Source organism: Pseudonocardia sp. TRM90224 (assembly GCF_021245725.1).
GTDB lineage: Bacteria > Actinomycetota > Actinomycetes > Mycobacteriales > Pseudonocardiaceae > Pseudonocardia.
Genome location: NZ_JAJGSX010000003.1, coordinates 166536 through 193053 on the forward strand (window position 1 = coordinate 166536; position 26518 = coordinate 193053).

Consider the following 26518-nt stretch of genomic DNA (forward strand, 5'->3'; position numbering starts at 1 on the left):
GGCGTGGCGGCGTTGCAGCCCCTGACGGCGGGCTCGCCAGCTCACTCACGCGTACCTCCCCCGTATCTCGGAGCGCCAGGGCGAGCCTACGTCAGCCCGCACCCCCACGCCGAGGTTTCCCCCGGTCGACGAGCCGTTCGAGTCGTTTCAACACCGGGTCCAGCTCCCTCAGTCGGAGCAGTCTCATGCCCGCCACGGCGACCGGAAGCGTGATGATCGCCGCCACGACCAGCTCGATCCATGATCGCGCGAGTGGGGAGAGTCCGCCGAGCGGGCCGCCGAGCAACGCGACGGCGCCCCGCGCGAGCAGCACAGCCAGTAGCGACGCGACCAGCGCTCGCCCGATCGTGCTGAGCACGGCACCCGTCGGAACCGGACCGAGCCGCCTGCGTAGCAGCACCTGTCCGAGCACCGCGCCTGCGATGAACGACGCCGAGTTCGCCGCGACCAGCCCGAGCACGACGTCCTCGCGCGGTAGCAGCGCCGGGCACGCCAGCATCAGCGGAATCTTCACCGCCACGGTGAACAGCTGGATCATCGTCGGCGTGCGGCTGTCGGTCATCGCGTAGAACACCCGCAGCTGCAGCATCGTGATCGCGTACGGCAGCAGCCCGAACGCCGAGACGGCCAACGCGGTGCCGAGCTGGGTCGCGCCGTCGAGGTTCGCGGCCCGCAGCCCGAACAGCGCCACCCCGATCTGCGTGCCGAACACCGTGAGCAGCACCGATATCGGGATCAGTGCGACGGTGAGCAGCCTGCTGCCGAGCGAGAGGTCGTCGACGACGTCGGCGGACCGCCCGTCGACCGCCGCGCGGCTCATCCGCGGCATCAGCACCGTGAGCAGCGACACCCCGAGCACGCCGTACGGGACCTGCAGCAGCAGCCAGGTGTTCGTGTAGATCGCCACACCCGCGCCGTCGGAGGCCGAGGCCACGCGCGTCAGCACGATCAGCCCGGCCTGCCCGATCAGCACGTAGACGATCGCCCACACCGCGAGGCCGCCCGCCTTCGCGAAGCGGGGGTCCCAGCCGAACAGCGGCTTGAAGTTGATCCCGAGGCGGTGGATCGCCGGCAGCAGCACGGAGGCCTGCACGATGATGCCCAGCGTGGTGCCCAGGCCGAGGACCAGCAGCTTCGGCCCGCCCATCCGCGCGGGATCGAGGCTGATCTCGCCCGGCAGCATCGCGAAGACGAGCAGCACCCCGATCACCACGACGTTGTTCAGCACCGGCGCCCACGCGAAGGCGCCGAACGCTCCCCGGCTGTTCAGGATCGCGCCGAGCAATGCGCCCAGGCCGAAGAAGAAGATCTGCGGGAGCAGGAGGTAGGAGAACGCCGTCGCCAGGTCGGGATTGGCCGTCGCGGTCGTCTCCCCGCCCAGGTAGAGGGCGGTCAGCAGCGGTGCGGCCAGCATCGCCAGCGCCGTGGCCAGCAGCAACAACATGGCCGTCAAGGTGATCAGCCGGCGGGTGTACGCCTCCCCGCCGTCCTCGTCCTCGGCCTGCGCGCGCACAAGGAGCGGCACCATGACGCTCGTCAGCACGCCGCCGATGAGCAGCTCGTAGACGATCAGCGGCAGCGTGTTCGCCACGGTGTAGGAGCTGTTCACCACGCCCAACGTGAGGACGGTGACCAGCATGACCTGCCGCAGGAACCCGGTGATCCGGCTGACCAGGCTGGCGATGGCCACCAGCCCGCCCGACCGTCCTACCGAGCGCTCCGGCTCCCTGATGACCGGGATGAACTCGGTCATCGCCTCGGCGGGCGGCCCCGGCTGGAGCCACTCCGGCCGGATGATCGTGGTGTCGCCTAGCTCGGCGGTTCCGAGCGCGGGGGCCCAGATGGGCTGTCGGGCCCGTCCGGGCGGTTCGAACCCGCCGCGGGCAGGGGGTCGGTCGCCGCGCGCTCCCGGGGGACCGGGGTCGGGCGGCGGCCTGCGCCGTTGGTTCGCGGGGTCGGCGTGGGGCGGAGCACCGGGGCCACCGGGACCGCCGGGGCCTTGCCGACGAGGGGCTCTGGGGTCGACGGGCCGTCGGTCGAACTGGCCTGGTGGATTGGGCTGGCCTGGTGGACCGGGCTGGCCAGGCTGACCTGGGGGACCTTGACGGCCGCCGGGAGGGGGTCCTTGCCAGCCGGGCGGGGGCTGCCGTCGGGGCGGTCCTGCGGGGTAGGGGCCGGGCGGCGGGGGCCCGGGGACGGGCGGACGCCGGCCGGGGGCTCCTGGCCCTCCTTGTCCTGGGCCGGCTTGTCCTGGCCCTCCTTGTCCTGGGCCGGCTTGTCCTGGTCCTCCCTGTCCTGGGCCGGCGGGTCCTGGGCCGGCGGGTCCGGCTCCGCCGTGGGCTGGTGGTCGAGCGGGGCCACGGGGGTCGGGACCGGCACCGCGTCCGTCGGCTGGTCCGCCGTGCTGACCTCCGGGAGGGGGTCCTTGGCGTCGCGGAGCTGGCGTCTCCCCGGTTCGCCGCGGATCCTGCGCAGGATCCTGCGGGCGGCCAGCACTACGAGCAGGACCCCCGCGCTCGCCGTCAGCCACACGGTGATGGTGCCGTAAGCGGTGGAGAGGACGCGAAGGCGGCTGGGCGGACCGAGCAGTCCGCCGTCGGGTGTGCGCACCGCGGCGTCCACCGTGAACTGGCCCGATCGGGTGACCTGAGCGTTCACGGAGACCTGACGGCGGCCGAACGGATTGATGTGTTGCTCCTCGATCGGGGCCACCTTCAGCCCCGAGGTGCTGGCGATCTCGATCCGCACACGGACGGCGAGCGGCAGGCCGTTGGCGACCGTCAGCGGCAGCGGAGCGTCGGCCGTGCCGAGGGAGTAGGGGCTCGGCGGCTCGACAACCCGAATGGTTGCCCGTAGATCGCTGACCCGGGTGAACGCCGCCTCCGCCGCCCTGCGAGCCAGGTCCGCTTGACCACGCCAGGCCGCGGAGACCGGCCGCATCAGGCCGCGGCGGAGCGGGTCGAACACCGCGTCGGGACCGATGCCGATCGAGGGCTCCGGCTCGACGGCCGAGCGAAGGTCGACGAGGTCGGCCGCCGCGCTGCGCAGCCGCTGCACGACGTCGCCCGGGATCTCGTCGGACTGCGCGCTAAGCGGGTACGCCACCGGCCGCGCGGTGCCGGGCGGCGCGTCGGCCAGCACCGTCCCGATGTTGCGCGGAGCCAGCATCCCGGAGCCGATGTACTGGTCGACGGCCGTCAGCAGGGCGCGGGCCCCGGTGCCGTCGACCGTCCACTGGTGTGGAGGGGCGAGCACGAGCGGCGCCTCACCGGCCGGGTCGGCCGCACCCGCCCGGAAGGCGAGCACGCCGATCACGTCCTGCGTCGAGAGCGCGGTCGGGGTGCCGGCGGGGGTGCTGGTCGGTGCGGCGCTCCCGATCCCGGTGTCGACCGGCGCGGCCCGGGGGCCGCGCACCGCGCGCTCCATCAGCGGGTCGGTGAGCACAGCCACCTGCGGCGACCGGCCGGCCACCGGCACGACGCCGGTGCTGCGCTTCGTCCGGCCCTGCTCGACGGCGTCGGCGGTGAGCACCAGCTTGCCGCCGTCGGCGGCCCCTGTGAGGTCGAACGTCGGGCCGTCCAGCACCCCGTCGGCGGGCCATATGAGGTCCGGCACCGGCCGCACCGCAAGCAGCTCGGTCAGCAGCGTGCGCGCTTCCTTGATCGCGAGTGTGGCCTGGTCGGCCATCCCGCCCCTGGTCAGCGCGACCAGGTCGGCGTCGGCGTACGGGAGCGCGATGACGCAGCCGCCCTGCGCGACCGCCCGCAGCCGTTCGAGCCACAGCCGGGCGGCCTCGGCGCCGGCGCCCTGCACCGGCGTCCGGTCGGCGTTGAGGAACCGGTAGCCGGCGCTCATCTGCGACGCGGTCTCGACGAGGTCCGGGTCGACGGCGAGGCAGGTCGCGGCGCGGGCCTGCGACCCGACGGGCGCCTGCTCGGCGAGCGCGGAGACAACCCCGTCGAGCCGGCCACCGGTGGCGAACGACGTGGCCAGCTCGTCGTCGGTCAGCAGCGTCTGCTCCGGCGGCACCGTGGACACCCGGTGCGGGCGCTCGGTGATCGGGTAGAGCAGCGCGAACGGACGCGGGGTCGCCTGGCGGGCCGGGTCGCGTCCCTGCGGGAGCGAGAGCACGGGCAGCAGCATCCGCATGGCGGCGAGCCGGGCGCGCAGCCCGCCCTCCGGCACCCCGTTGACGTTGACGAGCAGCTCGTAGACGCCGGTCTCGCTCAGCGCGAGCCCTTGCTCCTGGAGACCCTGCAGCGGGACGGTCAGCCGCAGCGGCGCCTGCTCGCCGGGACCGAGGCTGCTGGCGAGCGGCTGGAACTGGGGCTGCACGGCGTCGGTCGGGGCGTTGCCGTCGAGCCCGTCGCGGATACCGCCCTCCGTGGCGATCGGCAGGCCGCGCTGCACCCTGACCACAAGATCGTTGACGCGCGTGGGTCCGACGTTGGTCACCGTGCCGGCGACGGTCAGGGTCGCCGGCCCGTCGGAGGTGACGATCCGCGGTGCCATGTCCGTGAGCTCCAGCTTGAGCGGCCCCCCGGCCTCCGGGGTCTGGGCCGGTCCTGCCTGGGCCGGTCCTGGCTGGCCCGCCGCCGTGGGTGCCGGGCCCAGGAGGCCCGTCAGGACGATCACCGTGATCGCGACCATGGTCGCGACCGCCTTCACGCCGTCTCCTCCAGCAGCTCGGTGGCCCGCCTGATCAACCTGCGCTCGTCCGCGTACGCCAACCGCGACTCGAGCTCGTCGAGCGGCACCCAGGCGACCTCGGAGACCTCGACGTCGGAGTCGGAGAGCTCCCCGCCGAGCGCCTGCAGGAGGAAGTGGTGGACGGTCTTGTGCACGCGGCGATCCTCGGCGACGAACCAGAAGTCGATGGTGCCCAGTGGTGCAACCACGCGCCCGATGATGCCGGTCTCCTCCTCGACCTCGCGCACCGCCGCCTGCTCGGCCGTCTCACCAGCCTCGATGTGGCCCTTGGGCAACGACCAGAGCAGTCGGCCCCTCCGGTCGAGCCGTCCGATGATCGCTGCGGTGCCGGAGGAGTGGTCGACGACGAGTCCACCGGCCGACGTCTCGTCGACGGTGCGGAGCCGTCGCCGACGATCGGAGGGACGGCCCGCGCGGCGCCCGCCCGAGCGGCCGCGGGAGGTGGACATGTGGCGATGGTAACGAGGAGATGGCCACCTCGGCCGGGACCGCGCCGACGGCCCATGATCTCCATGTCCGAAACCCCTCGCCGGGATCGCCAGGCCACACCCTAAAATGGCCCGTCGTGTCTGCTCCCGCCGTTCCCCCCGACCTCGTGCGTGCCCAGGAGAATGTGGTCGTGGAGATGGTCAAGGTCCCACCGGTCGCCGATGAGATCGCGGCGGTCTTCGCCGCGGCCGGCCACAGCTTGTTCCTGGTCGGCGGCAGCGTGCGCGACGCGCTCCTGCGGCGTGACGTGACCGACCTCGACTTCACCACCGACGCCCGCCCCGAGGTCGTCAAGGCGCTGCTCGACGGCTGGGCCGACGCCACCTGGGACACGGGGATCGCCTTCGGCACGGTCGGGGCGCGCAAGCGCGGCGACACCATCGAGGTCACGACGTTCCGCGCCGACGCCTACGACGGCGTGAGCCGCAACCCGGTCGTCGCGTTCGGCGACACGATCGAGGGCGACCTCGTCCGCCGCGACTTCACCGTCAACGCGATGGCCGTCGAGCTGACCGTCGAGGGGCACCGCTTCGTCGACCCGCACAACGGGCTGGCCGCGCTCGCGTCCGGCTCGTTGGACACGCCGGGCCCGCCCGAGGTGTCCTTCGGCGACGACCCGCTGCGGATGCTGCGCGCGGCGCGGTTCGTCTCGCAGCTCGGCCTCACCCCGGCCCCACGCGTGGTCACCGCGATGACGGAGATGGCCGGCCAGCTGGCGCGGATCACCCGCGAGCGCGTGCAGGTCGAGATCAGCAAGCTGATCCTCGGGAAGCACCCGCGCCGCGCGATCGAGCTGATGGTCGACACCGGCCTCGCCCAGGAAGTAATGCCCGAGGTGCCGGCCATGCGCCTCGCGATCGACGAGCACATGCAGCACAAGGACGTCTACACGCACTCGCTCGTCGTCATGGAGCAGGCGATCGGACGCGAGACCGACGGGCCCGACCTCGTGCTGCGCCTCGCCGCGCTCCTGCACGACATCGGCAAGCCCGACACCCGGCGCAAGGAGCCGGACGGGCGGGTGAGCTTCCACCACCACGAGGTCGTCGGGGCGAAGATGACGCGCCGGCGGTTGCGTGAGCTGCGCTATTCGAAGGCGATCGTCGACGACGTCTCGCAGCTGGTGTTCCTGCACCTGCGGTTCCACGGCTACGGCACCGGCGAGTGGACCGACTCGGCCGTGCGGCGCTACGTCGCCGATGCCGGGCCGCTGCTGGAGCGGCTGCACAAGCTCGTCCGCTCCGACAGCACCACCCGCAACCGGCGCCGGGCGGCCGCGCTGCAGCGCAGCTACGACTCGCTGGAGGAGCGCATCGCCGCGCTGCGCGAGCAGGAGGCGCTCGACGCGATCCGGCCCGACCTCGACGGCAACGCGATCATGGAGCTGCTCGGCATCCCACCGGGACCGCTGGTCGGCAAGGCGTACAAGCACCTGCTCGCGCTGCGGATGGAGCGGGGGCCGCTCACCCACGACGAGGCGGAGGCCGAGCTGAAGGCGTGGGCCGAGGCCAACGGGATCGGCTGAGACCTCCCGGACGGGTTGGGTCGGGTCGCTCAGGAAGGCGGGGTCGCCGCCACCACCCGCCGGCGGCGCAGCTGCTGGTTGTGCACCAGCAGGCCGACCACGTAAACAGCTGCCGCCGCGGCGAACAGCGCCGGCGAGTGGCCGTCCTTCGGGCTGAGGAAGGCGGCGGCGGAGACCGCCAGCACGTACGCGGCGTTGAACACGACGTCGTAGAGCGCGAAGACCCGCCCGAGCACCTCGTCGCCCGCGTCGGTCTGCACGGCGGCGTCGGTGCAGAGCTTCACCACCTGTCCGGCGAGCCCGAGCACGAACGCGGCCGCGAGCACCGTCGGCAGCGCCAGCAACGCCGCGAGCAGCAGCTGCGTCACCGCGGCGACGACCAGCGCGACCCGGACCGTGCGCGGCCGGCCCCACTTCCGCACCAGCCACGGCGTGACCAGCGCGGCCGTGAGCAGCCCGGCTGCCGCGACGACCACCGCCTCGCCGATGCCGGGCAGCCCGGCGCGCATCAGCCCGTCGTCGGTGAACGCGTAGCGGAAGAGCATCAGGCTCAGCAGCGTGCTGATCCCGAACGCGAGGCGGTGCGCGCCGAGCGCGAAGAACGACGCGGAGATCGTCGGGTTCGAGAACGTCGCCCGCGCGCCGTCGACGAAGCCGCGGGCCACCGCGACCATCGCCTTCGGGTGCTCGTTCGTGCGGTCGGGGCCGAGCAGGCCGCTGCGGAACCCGGCGGCGAGCAGCGCGGCGAGCAGCGAGCCGAGCACAGCGATGGCCGTCGTCACCCCGGAGCCGGTGTCGCCGCTGCCGACGACGATTCGCAGCCCGATGGCCGTCGCGGCGCCCAGCGCGGTCATGCCGGAGCCGATCGTCACGGCGAGCACGTTCGCTTCGACGATGTGCTGGCGTGGCACCACGTGCGGCAACGACGCCGAGAGCCCGGCCAGCACGAACCGCGTGACGCCGGCGACGGCGAGCGCGCTGAGGTAGAGCGGCAGCCCGACGACCCCGCTGAACACCGTCGCGGCGACGACGAGCACCAGCACCGAGCGGAGCAGGTTCGCGAACATCAGCACCCGCTTGCGGTCCCAGCGGTCGAGCAGCGCGCCGGCGAACGGGCCGATCAGCGAGTACGGGAGCAGCAGCACGGCGAGCCCCGCCGCAACTGCGAGCGGGTCGGCCTGCCGCTCCGGGTTGAACAGGACGGCCCCGCCGAGCGCGGCCTGGAACATGCCGTCGCCCCACTGCGTTGCGAACCGCACAGCGAGCAGGCGCCGGTACCCGCGGGTGCGCAGGAGCCTGCCGACGCCGAGCCGCTCCCCTGTCGCCCCCTTTTCGGGAGGCGTCGCTGACGGCGTCGGCACGGTGCGAAGGCTACGCGCAGGGGCGGGTGCAAATATGTGGGATGTGGTGGACGACCGCTCCGGAGCGACTTCCGGTGATGGGTCCGAGGTCGCGCCAGGAACGTTGCTGGTCGCGTCGCCCGGGCTGCTTGATCCGAACTTCCGACGTTCCGTCGTCTACATCATCGAGCACCGCGGGCGGGGCAGTCTCGGTGTCGTGCTGAACCGCCCGAGCGAGGTCGCCGTGCGGGACGTGCTGCCCACGTGGGCGCCGCTGGCGGCCCAGCCGTACTCCGTGTTCGTCGGCGGCCCCGTGGAGGGCGAGACGGCGCTGTGCCTCGCCGCCGTGCGCACCGGGCACGACCCCGCGAAGGTCGGCGGGCTCGTCACCGTGCGCGGGCCGGTTGCGCTCGTCGACCTCGACGGCGACCCCGACGCGCTGGTGAACCGGCTGCGCGGCCTGCGCGTCTTCGCCGGGTACTCGGGATGGGACGCAGGGCAGCTCGATGCCGAGATCGCCCGTGGCGACTGGATCGTCGTGCCGGCGCTGCCCGACGACGTGCTCACCGGCCGCGACACCGGGCTGTGGGGCCAGGTGCTGCGCCGGCAGGGCATGCCGCTGGCGCTCCTGGCGACCTACCCGATCGACGTCCGCCAGAACTGACCCCAAATCTCCCCACGGTGGGGAAGTTCGGGGTCAGGAGCCGGCTGCGTCCTTGACCAGCTCGGGGCGGCAGCCGGCGACGAGCTCGCAGCCCGCGCAGGTGCCGGCGCACGCGGCCGGCGGGGTGGGCGGTTCGACGGCGGCCGCGGCCCGGTCGCCGACCATTCCGCCGACCCCGGTGAGCACCAGCAGGCCGAGCACGCTGACCACCAGCACGATCCAGACGAGCGCGCCGCCCGCGCCGCCCAGCAGGACGATGCCGCCGAGCACGGCGATCGCGCCGGCCGCCCCGACGGGTGCGGCGGCGGCCCGGTTGGCGACGGCGAACGTGGCGTCGGAACGCAGCGTCTCCCGGGTGCGGACGCCGACCCAGCGGTTGCGACGCAGCACCGAGCGCACTCCGAGCACGGCGACGGTGACCAGCGCGGCACCGATGAGCACGAGCAGCGACCCGACGACCATCTGAACGGGGAGTGGCACGGATCCAGCGTATGCGCCGACATCGTCGTTGACGCGGGCGGCTATCCTGGCTGCGTGGCCCGGCGACTTCTTCCCGAGGCCGCGCCGATCTGAGCTTCACCCGGCGCGGCCGACCCCTCACGCCCTGATGGCGGAGGGGTCTTCTGGTTTAACGGCCGCCTTCCGAACTTCCCAGGAGTGGGACATGAGCACGGACACGACCGCAGCAGCCCCCGAGGCGATCGACGGCGAGGCGCTGCCCTTCCGCTACGGCGCGACGCTGGCCGCCGCCATCGAGCGCCGCTGGCAGGACCGCTGGGAGGCCGAGGGCACCTTCCACGCCCCGAACCCCACCGGCTCGCTGGCCGCCCCCGACGAGATCACGGGCGAGAAGTTCTACCTGCTGGACATGTTCCCGTACCCGTCGGGCGCCGGGCTGCACGTCGGGCACCCGCTGGGCTTCATCGGCACCGACGTCCTGGGTCGCTACCTGCGCATGAAGGGCCGCACGGTCCTGCACGCGATGGGGTTCGACGCCTTCGGGCTGCCGGCCGAGCAGTACGCCGTGCAGACGGGCACGCACCCGCGCAAGACCACCGAGGAGAACATCCTGCGGTACAAGGCGCAGCTGCGGCAGCTGGGCCTGGGCCACGACGACCGCCGCTCGGTCGCCACCACCGACGTCGAGTTCTACCGCTGGACCCAGTGGATCTTCCTGCAGATCTACAACTCCTGGTACGACCCCGCCCGCCAGACCGCCCGTCCCATCGCGGAACTGGAGGCGGAGTTCGCGCAGGACAAGCGACGCACGCCGGACGGCCGCGGCTGGTGCGAGCTGACCAGCGTCGAGCAGCGCGGTGTCGTCGACTCCTACCGGCTGGCCTACATCGCGGAGGCGCCGGTCAACTGGTGCCCCGGGCTGGGCACCGTGCTGGCCAACGAGGAGGTCACCGCCGACGGGCGCAGCGAGCGGGGCAACTTCCCCGTGTTCCGCCGCAACCTGAAGCAGTGGATGATGCGGATCACCGCGTACTCCGACCGCCTGATCGACGACCTGAACCGGCTGGACTGGCCCGATTCGGTCAAGTCGATGCAGCGCAACTGGATCGGCCGCTCCGAGGGCGCCCAGGTCCGCTTCCCGTGCGGCGAGGCGGCGATCGAGGTCTTCACCACCCGCCCCGACACCCTGTTCGGCGCCACCTACATGGTGCTGGCGCCCGAGCACCCGCTGGTCGACGTGCTGGCGCCGGCCGAGTGGCCCGCCGGCGTCGACGCGCGCTGGACGGGCGGCGCGGCCACCCCGCGGGAGGCCGTTGCCGGCTACCGGGAGGCCGCCGGTCGCAAGACCGACCTGGACCGCCAGGAGAACAAGGACAAGACGGGCGTCTTCACCGGCGCGTACGCCACCAACCCCGTCGACGGCCGGGAGATCCCCGTGTTCGTCGCCGACTACGTGCTGATGGGCTACGGCACCGGCGCGATCATGGCCGTGCCCGGCCAGGACCAGCGCGACTGGGACTTCGCGACTGCGTTCGGGCTGCCGATCATCCGCACCGTCCAGCCGTCCGACGGCTTCGAGGGCGAGGCGTACATCGGCGAGGGGGTGGCGATCAACTCCGCCAACGCCGACGTCAGCCTGAACGGTCTGGGTGTCGCCGACGCCAAGCGTGTGATCACGGAGTGGCTGGTCGGTCGCGGCGCGGGCGAGGCCGTCGTCCAGTACAAGCTGCGCGACTGGCTGTTCTCCCGCCAGCGTTACTGGGGCGAGCCGTTCCCGATCGTCTGGGACGAGGACGGCATGCCGGTCGCGCTGCCGGATTCGCACCTGCCCGTCGAGCTGCCCGAGATCGACGACTACTCGCCGAAGACGTACGACCCCGACGATGCCGACACCGAGCCGGAGCCGCCGCTGTCGCGCGCGTCGGAGTGGGTCGAGGTCGAGCTGGACCTGGGCAACGGGCCGCGGAAGTACCGTCGCGAGACGAACACGATGCCGCAGTGGGCGGGTTCCTGCTGGTACCCGATCCGGTACCTGGACCCGGAGAACCACGAGCGCTTCGTCGACGCCGAGGTCGAGAAGTTCTGGATGGGCAAGGACCCGGCGCGCACCGACGACACCGGTGGTGTCGACCTGTACATCGGCGGCATCGAGCACGGCGTGCTGCACCTGCTGTACTCGCGGTTCTGGCACAAGGTGCTGTTCGACCTGGGCCACCTGAGCTCCGACGAGCCGTTCCGCCGGCTGTTCAACCAGGGGTACATCCAGGCGTACGCCTACACCGACGCCCGTGGCGTCTACGTCCCGGCCGAGGAGGTCGTCGAGGCCGCCGAGGGTGGTTTCACGTGGAACGGCCAGCCCGTGCGGCGGGAGTACGGGAAGATGGGCAAGTCGCTGAAGAACGTGGTGACGCCCGACGAGATGTGCGAGCGCTACGGCGCCGACACGTTCCGCCTGTACGAGATGTCCACCGGGCCGCTGGACGTCTCGCGGCCATGGTCGACGCGCGACGTCGTCGGCTCGCAGCGGTTCCTGCAGCGGGTGTGGCGCAACCTGGTCGACGAGCGCACCGGCGCGTCCCGGGTCACCGATGAGGTGCCCGACGACGAGACGCAGCGCGTGCTGCACCGCACCATCGCCGGCGTGCACGGCGACTACACCGCGCTGCACTACAACACGGGCGCCGCGAAGCTGATCGAGCTGAACAACCACCTGACCAAGGCCTACGCCGGCCGGGGGGTGCCCCGCTCGGTCGCGGAACCGCTGGTGCTGATGATGGCGCCGCTGACCCCGCACATCGCGGAGGAGCTGTGGTCGGTGCTGGGCCACGACGGCTCGCTGGCGCACGGCCCGTTCCCGGTCGCCGACGAGAAGTGGCTGGTCGCCGACACCGTCGAGTACCCGATCCAGGTCAACGGCAAGGTGCGTTCGCGGGTCACCGTGGCGGCCGACGCCGACACCGATGCGGTGCAGGCGGCGGCGCTGGCCGACGAGAAGATCGTCGCGGCACTGGAGGGCAAGGAGCCGCGGAAGCTGATCGTGGTGCCCGGCCGGCTGGTGAACGTGGTGGTCTGAGGGGCGGCTCTACTTGCTGTCCTTCTTGCAATCGCCGCCGCCGCCGATGGCGGAGGCGATGAGGATCGCCGCCCAGATCCCGAGCGGGATCGCGGGCCAGAACGGTTGGAGCTCGGCTGACACGACCGAGCTCCCGCCCCAGATGGCCAGCATGATCACCGCGCCGCCGAGCCACGAACGCCACTCGTCGAACCACTCCTTGCGTTCGGCAGTGGCCTTCTCTTCCTTCGCGGTGGGCCGCTGCTCGGGGCGCAGCGCCGGGAGATCGGCGGTGACCCGGTCCAGCTCGCCGTACGTCGCGGAGGCGTAGGTGGCGCGCAGCCGCTCGTCGTACTCGGTGAGCCCGAGCCGCCCCTCGTCGACGGCGAGCCGGAGCCGTTCCGCAACAGCGGCGCGGTCCGCCTCGGACGCCCGCATCACACCGTGCTCGACATCGCTCATCGTTGCTCCCCCGTTCGCACGCTCCCCCGTTCCACGGTAGCGGCGTGCTGGGCGGGCAGCGTCCGACGAAAGTCGGACGTCTCGCGGTCGACCACGGCAAACGGGTCGGATGTGGTGCGGGCTGCCGGGTGCAGCACCATGTCGGACAGCACGGCGTCGTCCGGCGCGGTGACCGAGAGCAGCACGGCACCCGCGATCGACTCCGGCCGCAGCACGGCATCGGGCTCGGCCGGGGCGCCGAGATGGCCGGCGTGGATCGACGTCACGCGCACGCGCGGCCCCTCCTCGGCACGCAGCACCTCCGCGAACCCGCTCAACGCCTGCGAGCACGCGACGAGCGAGGCCCAGCCGGGCTGCCCGCGCAGGTCGGTGCCCGGGTTGAGGATGACGACCCGCCCGCAGGCCGCGCGCAGCGCCGGGAGCAGCAGCCGGGTCAGCTCCGCGACCGCGACCACGTTCACGTCGAAGTGGCGGCGCCACACCGCCGCCTTCGTATCGGCGACCGTGCCGGGAGCGACGACGGCAGCCGAGTGCACCAGCGCGTCGAGCCGGTCGATGCCGCCCGTCGCCTCGACGACCTCCACGGTGTCGGTCAGCTCGATGGGCCACGGCCGGGAACCGGGCAGTTCAGCCGCGAGAGCCGCGAGCGCGGCGGTGTCGCGACCGCCGAGCAGCAGGTCGTGGCTGGGCGCCAGCGCACGGGCGACCGCGGCACCGACACCGCGGGACGCACCCGTGATCAGCGCGACGGGGCGCAGGTCCTGGCCACGCCGTGCCGACGGCGAAGGCTCGGTCATCTGCGCTCCTCGCGCTGCCGCTGCGATGCCAGTCCGCGGCCACCGCACCACGACTATATGCGGCCGTGACCACGATTCCGACCCGTTCGGGGTAACGCATGCCTCCGCCCCGGTCACACCGAGTGGTGTGGCCGGGGCGGTGAGGAGCGGAACGGTCTGACGGACCTTGTTCTGCCGGAGCTCAGACCCGCCGTGCCGAGTTGAACGGCATGCGGTTCATGTCCGAGATCTTCACCGGGCTGCCGCTCGTGCTGGCGTGCACGACCTTGCCGTCGCCGATGTATATGGCGACGTGGCTGACCGGCTTGTAGAAGAACACCAGGTCACCGGGGCGAAGGTTGGCCTTCGACACGGGGGTGCCGACCTGCGACTGCGCCTTGCTCGTGCGCGGGAGCGGCTTGCCGACCTGCTTGTACGCCCAGCTCACGAGACCGGAGCAGTCGAAGGAGTTGGGTCCCGTCGCGCCCCACACGTACGGTGCGCCGATCTTGCTCATGGCGTTCTTGAGCGCGGACGAGCTGGTGGCGGTCGGTGCGGCGGACGCAACGGCCGCCTTGACCGTGACCGATACCGGTTCGACCCGGGTGATCGGCGCGGTGGGAGCGGCGGCGGGGGCAACGGGAACGGCCTGCGCGGCGGGGGTCACCGCGAGGGCTGCGGACGTTGCGGGAGTTGCGGTTGCCGTCGGCGTGGTCGCTGGGGCGACCGGCATGACGACGAAGAGCGCGGCAGCGGCGGTCGAGGTGGCGAATACGGCCGCACGGGATGCCAATGGGGTGTGCTTGGGCACTCATGGTCCTCGGGGTAGCACCGTCGGGCGAGTGCGCGGGTCCGGGGGAACCCACACCTCCGCCGTCCGCCGATGGGGGTCGGGGACGGAGCGCGGAACGGGGAGCGACAGCGCGCCGCCCCGGTCGTCGCAGGCGGCACCACTTCCCGCCTCTCCGGCGGTGACCCCACGCCTGTCACTCCTGGTGAGCGGCAGCTCGTGGGGCCGCATAAGAGGCTACGAACTGATAACGGGTAAATCCATGATGAACCTCTCATTACCGTTGCAACATTCGGTGAGGATGCTCACCGGTGTGGTTGCTCGTTGGGACGAATCACAACGGCGGGATTAAGGAGTTCATAAGGTGAGTGCCCGACTGCCGGGTGACCTGCGTCGCAGAACCATCTGTTATGGTTTCGTGATTGCGGCGAACGAGTGAAAGTCCTTCCGGTATGGAAGCAGATCCCTCGGCAGCGAGAGTTTGCAGATCCGAAGCAAAATCCGGCCCCGAGATCCTCCCGGACGCACTGCGGCCCCGGTCGTGACTGGTGTCACGAGCCGGGGCCGCAGGAAGTGTTGCGGTCGGGAATGGTCAGCGCTCGACGTCTCCCCGGATGAAGGCCTCGACCGCCGCGCGCGCCTCGTCGTCGCTGTACTGCTCCGGCGGCGACTTCATGAAGTAGCTCGACGCGGAGAGGATCGGCCCGCCGATACCCCTGTCCTTGGCCAGCTTCGCCGCCCGCACGGCGTCGATGATGATCCCTGCGGAGTTCGGCGAATCCCAGACTTCGAGCTTGTACTCGAGGTTCAGCGGCACATCGCCGAATGCCCGGCCTTCCAGTCGAACATATGCCCATTTGCGGTCGTCCAACCACGCAACGTAGTCGGACGGGCCGATGTGCACGTTGTCCTTGCCGAGGTCGCGATCGATCTGCGACGTCACCGACTGCGTCTTGGAGATCTTCTTCGACTCCAGCCGCTCCAGCTCCTTCATGTTCAGGAAATCCATGTTCCCGCCCACGTTGAGCTGCATCGTGCGGTCGAGCTGCACGCCGCGGTCCTCGAAGAGCTTGGCGAGCACCCGGTGCGTGATCGTCGCGCCGACCTGGCTCTTGATGTCGTCGCCGATGATCGGGACGCCGGCCGTGCGGAACTTCTCGGCCCACACCGGGTCGGAGGCGATGAACACCGGCAGCGCGTTGACGAACGCGACACCGGCGTCGAGCGCGGCCTGCGCGTAGAACCGGTCGGCCGCCTCGCTGCCCACCGGCAGGTACGAGACGAGCACGTCCGCGGCCGTGTCGCGCAGCACCTGCGCGACGTCGACCGGCTGCTCGTCCGACTCGGTGATCGTCTCGCGGTAGAAGCGGCCGAGCCCGTCGAGCGTGTGCCCGCGCTGCACGGGCACCCCGAGCGGCGGCACGTCGGCGATCTTGATCGTGTTGTTCTCGCTCGAGGTGATCGCCTCGGAGAGGTCGCGGCCGACCTTCTTGGCGTCGACGTCGAACGCGGCGACGAATGTGACATCGCGGACGTGGTACCCGCCGAAGTCGACGTGCATCAGCCCTGGCACGCGCGCGGCTGGGTCGGCATCGGCGTAGTAGTGCACGCCTTGCACCAGCGACGCGGCGCAGTTGCCCACCCCGACAACAGCGACACGGACCTGACTCATGGCTGGCTCCTTCGTGTACTCGTCCTGCGCGTACTCGTCACTCTGCTTCTGCTTCGCTTCCTGCTTCGCTTCCTGCTGCACTGGTGCCGGCCACGCCGCCGGTCTCCTGCTCCGCGCGCTCGGTCGCGATCAGCTCGTTGAGCCACCGCACCTCGCGCTCGCTCGCGTCGAGCCCCAGCTGGTGCAGCTCGCGCGTGTACCGGTCGATCTGTTCGTTCGCCCGCGCGAGCGCGGCACGCAGGCCCTCACGACGTTCCTCGACCGCGCGCCTGCGGCCTTCCAGGATCCGCATCCTCGCTTCGGCGGGTGTGCGGGAGAAGAACGCGAGGTGCACACCGAAGTGCTCGTCGTCCGACATGCGGCAGCCGGTTCCGCAGACCATCTCGGTGAAGCGCTCCTTGCCTTCCGCCGTGATGCGGTACACACGGCGGCCGCGGCGGGGCTGCCCGGGATCCTCGACGATGAGCCCGGCGCTCATGAGCCTGCGCAACGCCGGGTAGAGCGAGCCGTAGGAGAAGACCCGGAAGCCGCCGAGCCTCAGCCCGAGCTGTTTGCGCAGCTCGTAGCCGTGCACGGGGGCCTCGTGGAGCAGGCCGAGGATCGCCAGCTCCAGCACGCCCGCCTCCTTCCGGCGACGACCCGACGACGGCGTCGTCAGACGGCTCGACTATATCGAGCCGATACATCCACGCACCATGTCGAGACCGGCGTCACGCACCGCTGACAGTTCCCGACCGAGGGTCATGCGAGGCGTTCCGACTACCCCGAACGGCGTCACGCGTACCCTGGCCGGGTGCGCACCCAGCGACAGGTGGTCGACTACGCGTTGCAGCGCCGGGCGCTGCTCGCCGACGTCCACTCCGGTCGGGTCGGGGTTGCAGAGGTCTGCGATGCCAGCCCGTACCTGCTCCGCGCTGCCCGTTTCCACGGTGAGCCGAGCGAACAGACCTGTCCGGTGTGCCGGAAGGAACGGCTCACGCTGGTCTCCTGGATCTTCGGGGACGAGCTCAAACACGCAGCAGGATCCGCACGCAAACCGGAGGAGCTCGAGCAGCTGGCGAACCACTACGCCGACTTCTCCGTGTACGTGGTGGAGGTCTGTCGAACGTGCAGTTGGAACCACCTGGTCCTGTCCTATGTGATGGGCACCGGCGGCACCCCCGAGGACGGGTCCACGTCCGGCCGCCGGCGGTCCGATCGTCGCCGCTCCGCAGCGGAGTGACAGGATTCAGCGAGCACAGCGAGAGGGAGAGCGGTGAGTGATCCGCGAGATCCGCGGTTCGACGCGGCCGGCCCCCCGGCCCGCGGACCCCGGCGGCCCCCTGGCCCGCCGCAGCGGCCCCCAGTGCGATCAGGACGTCCGGTGCCTCCCCAGCGCCCCGCACCCGACGGCCGGCAGGGACAGGTGCCGCCGCAGCGTCGCCGTCCCCCGCACCCCGACCAGCAGCACCCGCAGCACCCCGACGTCCGCCACTCCGACAGCCCGTACCAGTCGTCGGAGATGCCACTGCTCACCCACGACGAGATGGCGGCGGCCGCGATGGCGCGGGAGCAGGCCCGCTCGAGCGTCGCGCTGCAGGAGCGGCCGAGCGCGCCGGGCGACACCCGCGCCGCGCGTGGCAAGAAGCCCATGACCCGTGGCCGGCGGATCCGGCGCTGGCTGTTGATCGCGCTCGCCTTCTTCCTGCTGGCGCCGATCGTGGCGTTCTTCATCGGGTGGTTCATCTTCAAGGTCCCCACGCCGGAGGAGGCGGCGCTCACCCAGGTCGCCACCTTCAACTACTCCGACGGCTCCACGTTCGCGACCGTCCGTGGCGTCGACGCCGAGGGCAACAAGGTCAACCGCGTGAGCGTGCCGATCGATCGGATCCCCGAGCACGTCCGGCGGGCCGTGCTCGCGGCCGAGGACAACTCGTTCTACTCGAACCCCGGCTTCGACATCACCGGCATCATGCGCGCGGTCTACAACCAGCTCACCGGCGGCCAGGGTGGCGGTTCGACGATCACCCAGCAGTACATCAAGGTCTCGACGGGCCAGGACGACAGCTCCTTGTGGCGCAAGTACAAGGAGGTCGTGCTCGCGGTGAAGATCTCCCGTGAGTACACCAAGGACAAGATCCTCGAGAGCTACCTCAACACGATCTACCTCGGGCGGGGCGCAAACGGCATCCAGGCCGCCGCGCAGGCGTACTTCGGCAAGGACGTCGACCAGCTCACGATCTCCGAAGGCGCGATGCTCGCGGGCACCATCCAGTCGCCGTCGCGGTGGGACCCCGTGAAGAGCCTTCCCGACTCCCAGCGGCGCTGGAACCAGGTGCTCAACTGGATGGTCGACTCGAAGTGGCTGACGCCGACCGAGCGCGCGCAGCAGCAGTTCCCGGCGTACCTGGAGAAGGCGCCGTCCGGTGGGGGTGTGCCGGAGGACAGCTCGTACCACATCTACAGCGCGGCGAAGGCCGAGCTGGAGAAGGCCGGTATCACCGACGCCGAGCTCAACACCCAGGGCCTGAAGATCACCACGACGATCGACCCGGCCGCGCAGAAGGCTGCGGTCGCCGCGGTCGAGAAGGTGATGAAGGGCCAGCCGGAGAACCTGCGCGAGGCCCTGGTGTCGGTCGACCCGCGCAACGGCGCGATATTGGCGTACTACGGCGGTGAGAACGGCCTCGGGCTCAACTACGCGACCGCCAAGCGGCAGCCGGGGTCGTCGTTCAAGCCGTTCGTGTTCGCCGCGGCGCTGGAGAGCCCCAAGGGCATCGGGCTCGGATCGACGTTCAACGGGATGTCGGGGCAGATGTTCCCCGGCCGCACCAAGCCGGTGAACAACTCCGGCGACTCGTCCGACTGCGGCGAGCAGTGCGATGTGCTGACCGCGATGACCCAGTCGGTCAACACGGTCTTCTACCAGATGGCCATCGACATCGGCCCGGCCAACGTCGTGGACATCGCACACAAGGCCGGCATCGGTGAGGACCTGCTCACAGAGGCGCCGAACGCGGGTATCGCGCTCGGCGACAAGGAGGTCCGCGTCGTCGACATGGCGTCGGCTTACGCGACCTTCGCCAACAACGGCGAGCGGTTCCCGCCCTACATCGTGTCGAAGGTGGAGGCCGCGGACGGCCGCGTGCTGATGGAGAAGAAGCAGCCGCAAGGCGAGCGGGTGATCCCCGCCGACGTCGCCCGCAACGTCACCGAGTCGATGAAGAACGTCGCCTCCTACTCGCGGATCGACCTCGGGGACGGCCGGCCCGTCGCCTCCAAGACCGGCACGGTGCAGGGCAGCGGGCTCAACGAGAACAAGGACGCCTGGATGGTGGGCTACACCCCGCAGGTGTCCACCGCGGTCTGGGTCGGCACCGACAAGAGCGATTCCATCAGGACGAAGGAAGGCCAGCCGGTCTACGGCCGCACCTTGCCGGGCCCGATCTGGCAGCAGTTCATGAGCTCCGTGCTCCGCGGCCAGCCCCAGGAGGACTTCACCACCTTCGTCCCGCTCGGCCCGCAGCCGTACTCCGACGACTACGGGGACGGCGACGGTGACGACGGCGATGGCGATGGTGACGGCGGTGGTGACAACGGCCGTGGTGGTGACAACGGCCGCGGCGACAACGGCCGTGGTGGCGGCGACAACGGTGGCGACAACAACGGCAACGACGGCGGCGCCACCTTCCGCAGCGAGAACCGCACCCCGTCGACGGTCGGCGCCGCGGCGCCGACCTCCGGCGCGGCGACGCTGGCGAGCACCAGCAACCCCAACCCGGCCGCTCGCCGCGCACCCAACCCACCACCGCCCAGTACCCAATCCGGCCCGGCGGCCGTTCCGACGGGGTGAAGCCCGGAGCCGGTCGGGGGGCCGTTTCGCAGGTACCAGCAGCAGTGCGCGTCGTGCCGACGTGGACTGAGCCTCTTGCTGCGTCGGCGAGCCGACTGATCGGCGGACCGCTCGGGCGCCACGCACTCGTCGGCCGGAGCCTGTTCTGGACGCCGCTGCGCGCCGTGCTGCTGCTCGCGGTGGTCACGCTGGCGCTCGGCTGGCTGGGCAAAGCGCCCTGCCTGCAGCAGTACACGACCGAGAGCGGGTCGATCGAGCTCGACTGGAGCGCCGACCGCCAATACGTGGCGATGTGCTACTCGGACACGATCCCGCTGTGGGGGCTCGAAGGCACGAACGTCGGCAGCGTCCCTTACCGCGACCCGTGGATCGAGAACGAGGGCAAGCCGGACGAGAAGGTGCGGTACGTCGAGTACCCCGTCCTCACCGGCTTCTTCCAGTACGTCAACGGACGGCTTGCCGACGGCTGGACCGAGCTCGCGCAGACGGTCCCGTTGATGCCGACAGCGCTCACCGTCGTCATGTACTTCAACATCACCGCGATCTGGCTCGCGTTCGCGTGGCTCGCCGTGGTGTGGGCGGTGCGCGCGATGCGCCGCACGCGGCCGTGGGACGCCGCGCTCGTCGCGATCTCGCCGCTCGTGATCGTGCATGCCTTCACGAACTGGGACACCCCTGCCGTCGCCTTCGCGACCATGGGCCTGCTGGCGTTGGCCAGACGCCGGCCGGTGCTGGCCGGGGTGCTGCTCGGGATCGGCGGTGCGTTCAAGTTCTACCCGCTGCTGTTGCTGCTGCCCGTCCTTCTGGTGGGGTTGCGACGACGTGAGCTGGGTCAATCCGTGCGCACGATCGTCAGCACCGTAGTCGTCTGGGCGGCCATCAACGCGCCGATCGCGATCCTCTACCCGGTCGGCTGGTGGGAGTTCTTCCGGCTCAACCAGACGCGACATGCCGACCCCGACTCGCTGTACTTCATCGTCTCCCACCTGTCCGGCTGGCCGGGTTTCGACGGTGAGCTCGCCGACTGGCAGGCGCCCTCGGTCCTCAACGCCGTGACCGCGGCGCTGTTCATCGTCTGCTGCATCGCCATCGCCGTGCTGGCGTTGCGGGCCCCACGAACACCGCGGATCGCGTCGCTCGCTTTCCTGGTGGTGGCGGCGTTCCTGCTGGTCAACAAGGTGTGGAGCCCGCAGTACTCGCTGTGGCTCGTCCCGCTCGCCGTGCTCGCGCTCCCCCGGTGGCGACTGCTGCTGGCGTGGATGCTCGTCGATGCGCTGGTGTGGGTGCCACGCATGTTCTACTTCCTCGGCACCGCGCACAAGGGCGTGCCGGAGGGCTACTTCTTCGGCGCGGTCCTGCTGCGTGACGCGATGGTCGTGATGCTCTGCGTCCTCGTCGTCCGCTCGGTGCTGAGGCCCGAGGAGGACCCGGTGCGCACCGCCGTCGGGCTCGACGAGGACGACCCCGACTGGCCGCCGCCACCCGTCCCGGACCCGGCGCCGGCGCCCGTCCCCGCAGCCGTCACACCGTCTCCAACCCCCAGGGCCGAACTGGATACATCGCGGGCCCGCTGACGCGTGAGGCAGTATCGGATCCGTGGATGCCGATCAGGTCCTTGCGGCGGTGCGGCGGTTCGAACGCCGCCCGGCCGACCGTCCCGACCTGAAACGTGCTGCCGTCGCCATCACGCTCCTCGACGAGCCGAGTGGGCCGGCGTTCCTGCTCACCAGGCGCGCTGCTGGGCTGCGCGGCCACGCGGGACAGTGGGCGCTGCCCGGCGGCCGTGCGGAGCCCGGTGAGCAGGCGGGCGACGCGGCCCGCCGGGAGCTCGCCGAGGAGCTCGGACTGCACCTCGGCTCCGACGCGGAGTTGGGCATGCTCGACGACTACCCGACCCGCTCCGGGTACGTCATCACCCCGGTGGTCGTCTGGGCCGGCACCGTCCCCGAGATCGTCCCGAACCCCGCCGAGGTCGGCGAGGTCTACCGGGTGCCGCTGGAGCTGATCGACGTCGAGCCGCGGTTCATCACGATCCCGGAGTCCGATTCGCCGGTGATCCAGGTGCCGCTCTTCGGCCGCTACTTGCACGCCCCGACCGCCGCGGTGCTCTACCAGTTCTGCGAGGTCGTGCTGCACGGCCGCGCGACGCGTGTTGCGCACCTCGAGCAGCCGGTGTTCGCCTGGCGCTAGGCGCTAGGCCGACGTGCGGGCCGGCAGCAGGTCGGCCTGGCGTCTGGCGGCGAGCTTGTCGGGCAACGTCAGGAACACCACGAACAGCGCCACGAGCAGCACGGCGCGGCCCCAGACGCCGAGCGCGACGGCCTGCGCCGCGAACCCCTCGTCGATGCCGAAGTCCTTGCCGATGTGGATCGTGTAGTACCAGCGGAAGATGCCGATGCCCATGCACAGGTCGGCGATCAGGTAGAGGATCACCCACCGCCACGGCACCGCCAGCAGCGCGAAGAACGGCAGCAGCCAGAGCGTGTACTGCGGGGAGTGGACCTTGTGCAGCAGCATGAAGCCGCACAGCATCGCGCCGCTCACCCCGACCCAGGGGTAGACCCCGTCGCGGCGCCACCGCCAGAGCCCCACCGCTGCCGCCACGGCGAACGACAGCAGCACCAGCGTGGGCGAGAGCCAGTCCATCAGCTCCTGGAAATCGACGTTCTCCGGCTTCGACTCGGGCCGGAAACCCCAGTACCAGATCGAGTTGGTGGTGATGTCGACCTTGCGCAGCTGCTGGAAGGCGAAGGACGCCCGCCAGCCGGTGTAGCCGACGAGCGCGAAGGGGATGTTGACCAGCGCCACCGTCAGCGCCGCGGCGATCGGTGCCTGCACGGCGCCGCGCCAGTCGAGCCGCCCCGGCCGGGACATGACCAGCACATACAGCGCGAGCGGCAGCACGAACGCGCCCGGGTAGAGCTTGAACGCGAACCCGAGGCCGAGCAGCACCCCCGCGATGACGCCGCGCTGGGCGACCGAGAGGCGCGACCGCCAGCCGTGCATCACGTAGACGGCCCCGACGGCGCACGCCACCACCGGGAGGTCCCAGTTGTGGAAGGCGTAGAGGACGACGGGCGGGCCGAGCGCCCACACGAGCGCCCGCCAGCGCGTGAGCTTGCCCAGCATCCAGCCCGTCGCCAGCCCGAACGGCGCCATCAGCAGCGCCGACCAGAACAGGAAGCCGGCGTCGTTCGTCGCGAAGATCGCGCCCGCCCAGATGAGCAGCCCGGTGAGCACCGGGTACTCGACGGTGCCGCCGCGCAGCGCGCCGTTGGGCTCGATGGACCCGTTGACGTAGGGGAAGACGTGCTTGTCGATGTCCCGGCCGACCCAGAGGTACTGGATGTCCGAGTAGCAGACGTCGCGCTCGGGGCGGAGGCTGCCCGGATTCGTGTTGGCGTACTGCCAGATCGGGTCGCTGCGCGCGGGGAGGCTGCGGCCCAGCTCGTCGAACTCGGGCCCGACGCAGCGCACCTTGTTGGCGTAGCCGGCCAGCAGCGTCAGGCCGGTGAGCAGGACGACGACCGCGAGCAGCAGCCGAGCCGTTCTGGCCCCGCGCCTGGGCGCCGGCGCGGGCTCGGCCACAGGCGCGTGTCCTTCCTCGACATCGACACTGGTCACGGCGGCGCCTGGCCGGAAGCGACCTGCGCGCGGAGGTACTCGATGTCGGCGGACTGCCCCTCGACGGGCGTCTCCACGACGACGGGCGCCCCTGCGGCGGCACACACTGCGGCAAGCATCTCGGGAGGAATGGTGCCATCGCCGATGTTGGCGTGCCGATCCCGTGCCGAACCGAACTCGTCGCGCGAGTTGTTGAGGTGCACCAGGTCGATCCGGCCGGTGATCGCCTTGGCCCGTTCGACGACGTCGACGAGGTCCTCGCCGGCCGCGAAGGCGTGGCAGGTGTCGAGGCAGAAGCCCAGCCCGAACTCGCCGACGGCGTCCCACAGCCGTGCGAGCGCGTCGAACTTGCGCGCCATCGCGTTCTCGCCGCCAGCGGTGTTCTCGATGAAGACGGGGACGGCGAACCCGCCCTCGCCGCTCTGCCGCTCGACGAACTTGCGCCAGTTGTCGAAGCCCTTGGCCGGGTCCTCACCCGCGGTGACGTGGCCGCCGTGCACGACCAAGCCGATGGCACCGACCTCGGCGGCCGCCTCGGCGTGCTGCACGACGATCTTGCGGGACGGGATCCGGATGCGGTTGTTCAGCGACGCGAGGTTCACGACGTAGGGCGAGTGCACGACTACCGCGAGGTCGGACTCGCGCAGCTGCTCCGCCTGCGGGTGCGAGGGCGGCTTCTTCCAGCCCTGTGGATCCGAGAGGAACATCTGCACGATCGCCGCGCCGCGCTCGGCAGCCGCGGCGATGGGGTCGTCCTCGTACACATGGGCCCCGATGAGCATGTCGGCCAGAGTAGTGAAGAGCCCCGACAGTGCCGCCGCCCCGTCCGGCCGCCGTCAACCCGGAACATCACCGCTGGTAACCTGTAGGCCGCACCACCGACTGGCACCCACCTGGGCTGCCGAGGCCGCCGCCCGTTTGCCGGGCGGCACGTTTCTGTCGGGGTGCGGTGAGAACCTCCTGTCGCGGATCGACCGCGGCCGTTTCTAGTCCATAGGAGGTGAGTGGTTCTCATGCGTCACTACGAGCTCATGGTCATTCTCGACCCCAGCCTCGACGAGCGCACCGTCACGCCGTCGCTGGAGACCTTCCTCAACGTCGTCAAGAACGACGGAGGCACCGTCGAGAAGATCGAGGTGTGGGGCAAGCGCCGCCTCGCCTACGAGATCAACAAGCACGCCGAGGGCATCTACTCGGTGCTCGAGGTCACCTGTGAGCCGGCCACGGTCGCCGAGCTCGACCGCCAGCTCGGGCTCAACGAGTCCGTGCTGCGCACCAAGGTCCTGCGCCGCGAGCCGAAGCGGGCCGCAGCGCCCGCAGCCGTCGCGAGCTGAGGCGGCTGCCATGGCAGGCGAGACTGTGATCACCGTGGTCGGCAACCTCACCGCCGACCCCGAGCTGCGGTTCACCCCGTCCGGTGCGGCGGTCGCCAACTTCACCGTGGCTGCCACGCCGCGCACCTTCGACCGCCAGAGCGGCGAGTGGAAGGACGGCGACGCGCTGTTCATGCGGTGCAACGTGTGGCGCCAGGCAGCGGAGAACGTCGCCGAGACCCTCACCCGCGGCATGCGGGTCATGGTGTCGGGCCGGCTGCGCCAGCGCTCCTTCGAGACCCGTGAGGGCGAGAAGCGCACGGTCGTCGAGCTCGAGGTCGACGAGGTCGGCCCCTCGCTCCGCTACGCCACCGCGAAGGTCAACAAGGTCAGCCGTGGCAGTGGTGGCGGCGGCTTCGGTGGCGGCGGCGGTGGTGGTGCCGGAGGTGGCGGCGGCGGTGGCGGCGGCTACGGCGGCCCGCCTGCCGACGACCCGTGGGGCTCCGCGCCCCCGGCCGGCAGCGGCTCCATGGCCGACGACGAGCCCCCGTTCTAGTCGCCCAGCTCTGAGCACCTGAGACCACTTCCGCCTTCTCGGCGGACATCGAGCAACAACCAGGAGTACCTCCAATGGCCAAGCCCGTCCTGCGCAAGCCGAAGAAGAAGGTGTGCGCGTTCTGCAAGGACAAGGCCCAGTACATCGACTACAAGGACACCGGCCTGCTGCGGAAGTTCATCTCCGACCGCGGCAAGATCCGTGCCCGCCGGGTCACCGGCAACTGCCGTCAGCACCAGCGTGACGTCGCGGTCGCGGTCAAGAACTCCCGCGAGGTCGCACTGCTGCCCTACACCTCGACCGCTCGCTGAGGAGGAGTAGTCACATGAAGCTCATCCTCACCGCCGACGTCCCGAACCTGGGTGCGCCCGGCGACATCGTCGAGGTCAAGGACGGCTACGGCCGCAACCTGCTGCTGCCCCGCAAGCTGGCCATCGTCGCCACGCGCGGTGCCGAGAAGCAGGTTGCTGCCATCCAGCGCGCGCAGCGCGCCCGTCAGATCCGCGACCTCGGCCACGCCAAGGAGGTCGCCGGCGAGCTCGGCTCGCTGTCGGTGAAGATCAAGTCGAAGGCGGCGGGCGACAGCGGCCGTCTCTTCGGCTCGGTCACCGCGGCCGACGTCGTCGACGCCGTCCGCGCGGCCGGCGGCCCCCCGCTCGACAAGCGGGCCGTCGAGATCAGCGGCCAGATCAAGTCCGTCGGCACGCACCCCGTGACCGTCCGGTTGCACCCGGAGGTCACCGCGGAGCTGTCGGTCGAGGTCGTCGCGAGCTGATCGGCATTCGTCACGCACCGTGATCGGGGCGGGACCGAGGCACACCGCCTCCGTCCCGCCCCGTTCACTTTCGTGTCGCTCGGCGGAGGATGCTCACGGTGATCGTCCAGCGCGCCACGCACAGGTGACGCGGCCGTCGCCGAACGACTGCTCGGGTGCGCCGGACGGACGCTTTCGAGCACCGCCGCGACACGCCGAAAACCGGTTCGCGGCGTGTCGCGGAAGAGAAGTTGTCCACAGCTATCCTCAATGTCGTGACCAGCGGATTCGACCGCGGATCGATAGTTGTCCCCACTCCGTCCACAGGTCGCCCCTCCGGCTTTCCTGGGCGGGAGCCGATCCGTCCACAGGTCGTCCCCAGCACCGCGCACAGGGCGGTTCGACTTCCCGCTCCGCGCCCCTTACCGTGCCTGGCGGGATGTCGAAGCCCGGCAGTCGCCACGTCTTCTGTTCATCGGAACGTCACTCCCACCTGGCTG

General features: G+C 71.0%; 23 protein-coding genes. 11 read left to right on the top strand and 12 right to left on the bottom strand.

Features of this window, described 5'->3' with window-relative positions; all coding sequences use genetic code 11:
- Window positions 1-91: 91 nt before the first annotated feature.
- From murJ to LL648_RS05020, 3 genes are read right to left on the bottom strand one after another with little or no spacing between them, the layout of a single operon-like run.
- The gene (murJ, locus tag LL648_RS05010) at window positions 92-1753 is read right to left on the bottom strand and encodes a murein biosynthesis integral membrane protein MurJ (protein WP_232661214.1); all 1662 of its coding nucleotides are present in this window, start codon (window positions 1751-1753) and stop codon (window positions 92-94) included.
- Between the two features lie 56 nt (window positions 1754-1809).
- Complete coding sequence (locus LL648_RS05015) at window positions 1810-4668, bottom strand: DUF6049 family protein (RefSeq protein WP_232661215.1); 2859 nt, start codon at window positions 4666-4668, stop codon at window positions 1810-1812.
- Window positions 4665-5159, bottom strand: a complete 495-nt coding sequence (locus tag LL648_RS05020) for an NUDIX hydrolase (protein ID WP_232661216.1) — start codon at window positions 5157-5159, stop codon at window positions 4665-4667. The genes LL648_RS05015 and LL648_RS05020 overlap by 4 nt, the downstream gene beginning before the upstream one ends.
- A 176-nt stretch (window positions 5160-5335) precedes the next feature.
- Between LL648_RS05020 and LL648_RS05025 the strand changes: the two genes are divergently transcribed.
- Window positions 5336-6724, top strand: a complete 1389-nt coding sequence (locus tag LL648_RS05025; protein ID WP_232661840.1) for a CCA tRNA nucleotidyltransferase — start codon at window positions 5336-5338, stop codon at window positions 6722-6724.
- Between the two features lie 29 nt (window positions 6725-6753).
- Here the strand turns inward: LL648_RS05025 and LL648_RS05030 are convergent, their stop codons facing one another.
- Entirely contained in the window at window positions 6754-8085 is a 1332-nt protein-coding gene (locus LL648_RS05030) for an MFS transporter (RefSeq protein ID WP_232661217.1), read from the bottom strand.
- Window positions 8086-8119: 34 nt separating this feature from the next.
- On the opposite strand from LL648_RS05030, the gene LL648_RS05035 reads away from it, so the two are divergent.
- The gene (locus LL648_RS05035; RefSeq protein WP_232661218.1) at window positions 8120-8728 is read left to right on the top strand and encodes a YqgE/AlgH family protein; all 609 of its coding nucleotides are present in this window, start codon (window positions 8120-8122) and stop codon (window positions 8726-8728) included.
- 33 nt (window positions 8729-8761) lie between these two features.
- On the opposite strand, the gene LL648_RS05040 is transcribed toward LL648_RS05035, so the two are convergent.
- On the bottom strand, window positions 8762-9208 hold the full coding sequence (locus LL648_RS05040) for an SdpI family protein (RefSeq protein WP_232661219.1): 447 nt from the start codon (window positions 9206-9208) through the stop codon (window positions 8762-8764).
- Between the two features lie 184 nt (window positions 9209-9392).
- Between LL648_RS05040 and leuS the strand changes: the two genes are divergently transcribed.
- Window positions 9393-12260, top strand: a complete 2868-nt coding sequence (gene leuS, locus LL648_RS05045; protein ID WP_232661220.1) for a leucine--tRNA ligase — start codon at window positions 9393-9395, stop codon at window positions 12258-12260.
- Between the two features lie 9 nt (window positions 12261-12269).
- On the opposite strand, the gene LL648_RS05050 is transcribed toward leuS, so the two are convergent.
- The 5 genes from LL648_RS05050 to LL648_RS05070 all read right to left on the bottom strand — a co-directional run bounded on the left by LL648_RS05050 (window position 12270) and on the right by LL648_RS05070 (window position 16555).
- Complete coding sequence (locus LL648_RS05050; RefSeq protein ID WP_232661221.1) at window positions 12270-12701, bottom strand: DUF1707 SHOCT-like domain-containing protein; 432 nt, start codon at window positions 12699-12701, stop codon at window positions 12270-12272.
- On the bottom strand, window positions 12698-13498 hold the full coding sequence (locus LL648_RS05055) for an SDR family NAD(P)-dependent oxidoreductase (RefSeq protein ID WP_308190243.1): 801 nt from the start codon (window positions 13496-13498) through the stop codon (window positions 12698-12700). Before LL648_RS05055 ends, LL648_RS05050 begins: the two co-directional genes overlap by 4 nt.
- A 181-nt stretch (window positions 13499-13679) precedes the next feature.
- Window positions 13680-14288 (bottom strand): C40 family peptidase, encoded by a 609-nt coding sequence (locus tag LL648_RS45010; RefSeq protein ID WP_308190244.1) that lies wholly within the window; start codon window positions 14286-14288, stop codon window positions 13680-13682.
- A gap of 571 nt (window positions 14289-14859) precedes the next feature.
- Window positions 14860-15939, bottom strand: coding sequence for an inositol-3-phosphate synthase (locus LL648_RS05065; protein ID WP_232661222.1), 1080 nt, complete (start codon window positions 15937-15939; stop codon window positions 14860-14862).
- Between the two features lie 37 nt (window positions 15940-15976).
- Entirely contained in the window at window positions 15977-16555 is a 579-nt protein-coding gene (locus LL648_RS05070) for a PadR family transcriptional regulator (RefSeq protein ID WP_232661223.1), read from the bottom strand.
- A gap of 177 nt (window positions 16556-16732) precedes the next feature.
- Here LL648_RS05070 and LL648_RS05075 point away from each other — a divergent pair, with 177 nt between their 5' ends.
- The 4 genes from LL648_RS05075 (at window position 16733) to LL648_RS05090 (ending at window position 21961) form a co-directional block, all read left to right on the top strand.
- Window positions 16733-17161 carry a DUF5318 domain-containing protein gene (locus tag LL648_RS05075; protein ID WP_232661224.1) on the top strand — a complete coding sequence of 143 codons (429 nt, stop codon included), beginning with the start codon at window positions 16733-16735 and terminating at the stop codon, window positions 17159-17161.
- 141 nt (window positions 17162-17302) lie between these two features.
- Entirely contained in the window at window positions 17303-19771 is a 2469-nt protein-coding gene (locus tag LL648_RS05080; protein ID WP_232661225.1) for a transglycosylase domain-containing protein, read from the top strand.
- 53 nt (window positions 19772-19824) lie between these two features.
- The gene (locus tag LL648_RS05085) at window positions 19825-21345 is read left to right on the top strand and encodes a glycosyltransferase family 87 protein (protein ID WP_232661226.1); all 1521 of its coding nucleotides are present in this window, start codon (window positions 19825-19827) and stop codon (window positions 21343-21345) included.
- 22 nt (window positions 21346-21367) lie between these two features.
- Window positions 21368-21961, top strand: coding sequence for an NUDIX hydrolase (locus LL648_RS05090; protein WP_232661227.1), 594 nt, complete (start codon window positions 21368-21370; stop codon window positions 21959-21961).
- Between the two features lie 3 nt (window positions 21962-21964).
- Here the strand turns inward: LL648_RS05090 and LL648_RS05095 are convergent, their stop codons facing one another.
- Both LL648_RS05095 and LL648_RS05100 read right to left on the bottom strand, forming a co-directional pair.
- Window positions 21965-23359, bottom strand: coding sequence for a glycosyltransferase family 87 protein (locus tag LL648_RS05095; protein WP_232661228.1), 1395 nt, complete (start codon window positions 23357-23359; stop codon window positions 21965-21967).
- Between the two features lie 32 nt (window positions 23360-23391).
- Window positions 23392-24177 (bottom strand): deoxyribonuclease IV, encoded by a 786-nt coding sequence (locus tag LL648_RS05100; protein ID WP_232661229.1) that lies wholly within the window; start codon window positions 24175-24177, stop codon window positions 23392-23394.
- 231 nt (window positions 24178-24408) lie between these two features.
- Here LL648_RS05100 and rpsF point away from each other — a divergent pair, with 231 nt between their 5' ends.
- The 4 genes from rpsF (at window position 24409) to rplI (ending at window position 26039) form a co-directional block, all read left to right on the top strand.
- Window positions 24409-24729 (top strand): 30S ribosomal protein S6, encoded by a 321-nt coding sequence (gene rpsF / locus LL648_RS05105; protein ID WP_232661230.1) that lies wholly within the window; start codon window positions 24409-24411, stop codon window positions 24727-24729.
- A 10-nt stretch (window positions 24730-24739) separates the two neighbouring features.
- Window positions 24740-25264 (top strand): single-stranded DNA-binding protein, encoded by a 525-nt coding sequence (locus tag LL648_RS05110; protein WP_232661231.1) that lies wholly within the window; start codon window positions 24740-24742, stop codon window positions 25262-25264.
- 74 nt (window positions 25265-25338) lie between these two features.
- The gene (gene rpsR, locus LL648_RS05115) at window positions 25339-25575 is read left to right on the top strand and encodes a 30S ribosomal protein S18 (protein WP_232661232.1); all 237 of its coding nucleotides are present in this window, start codon (window positions 25339-25341) and stop codon (window positions 25573-25575) included.
- A 14-nt stretch (window positions 25576-25589) separates the two neighbouring features.
- On the top strand, window positions 25590-26039 hold the full coding sequence (rplI, locus tag LL648_RS05120) for a 50S ribosomal protein L9 (protein ID WP_232661233.1): 450 nt from the start codon (window positions 25590-25592) through the stop codon (window positions 26037-26039).
- Window positions 26040-26518 lie beyond the last annotated feature (479 nt).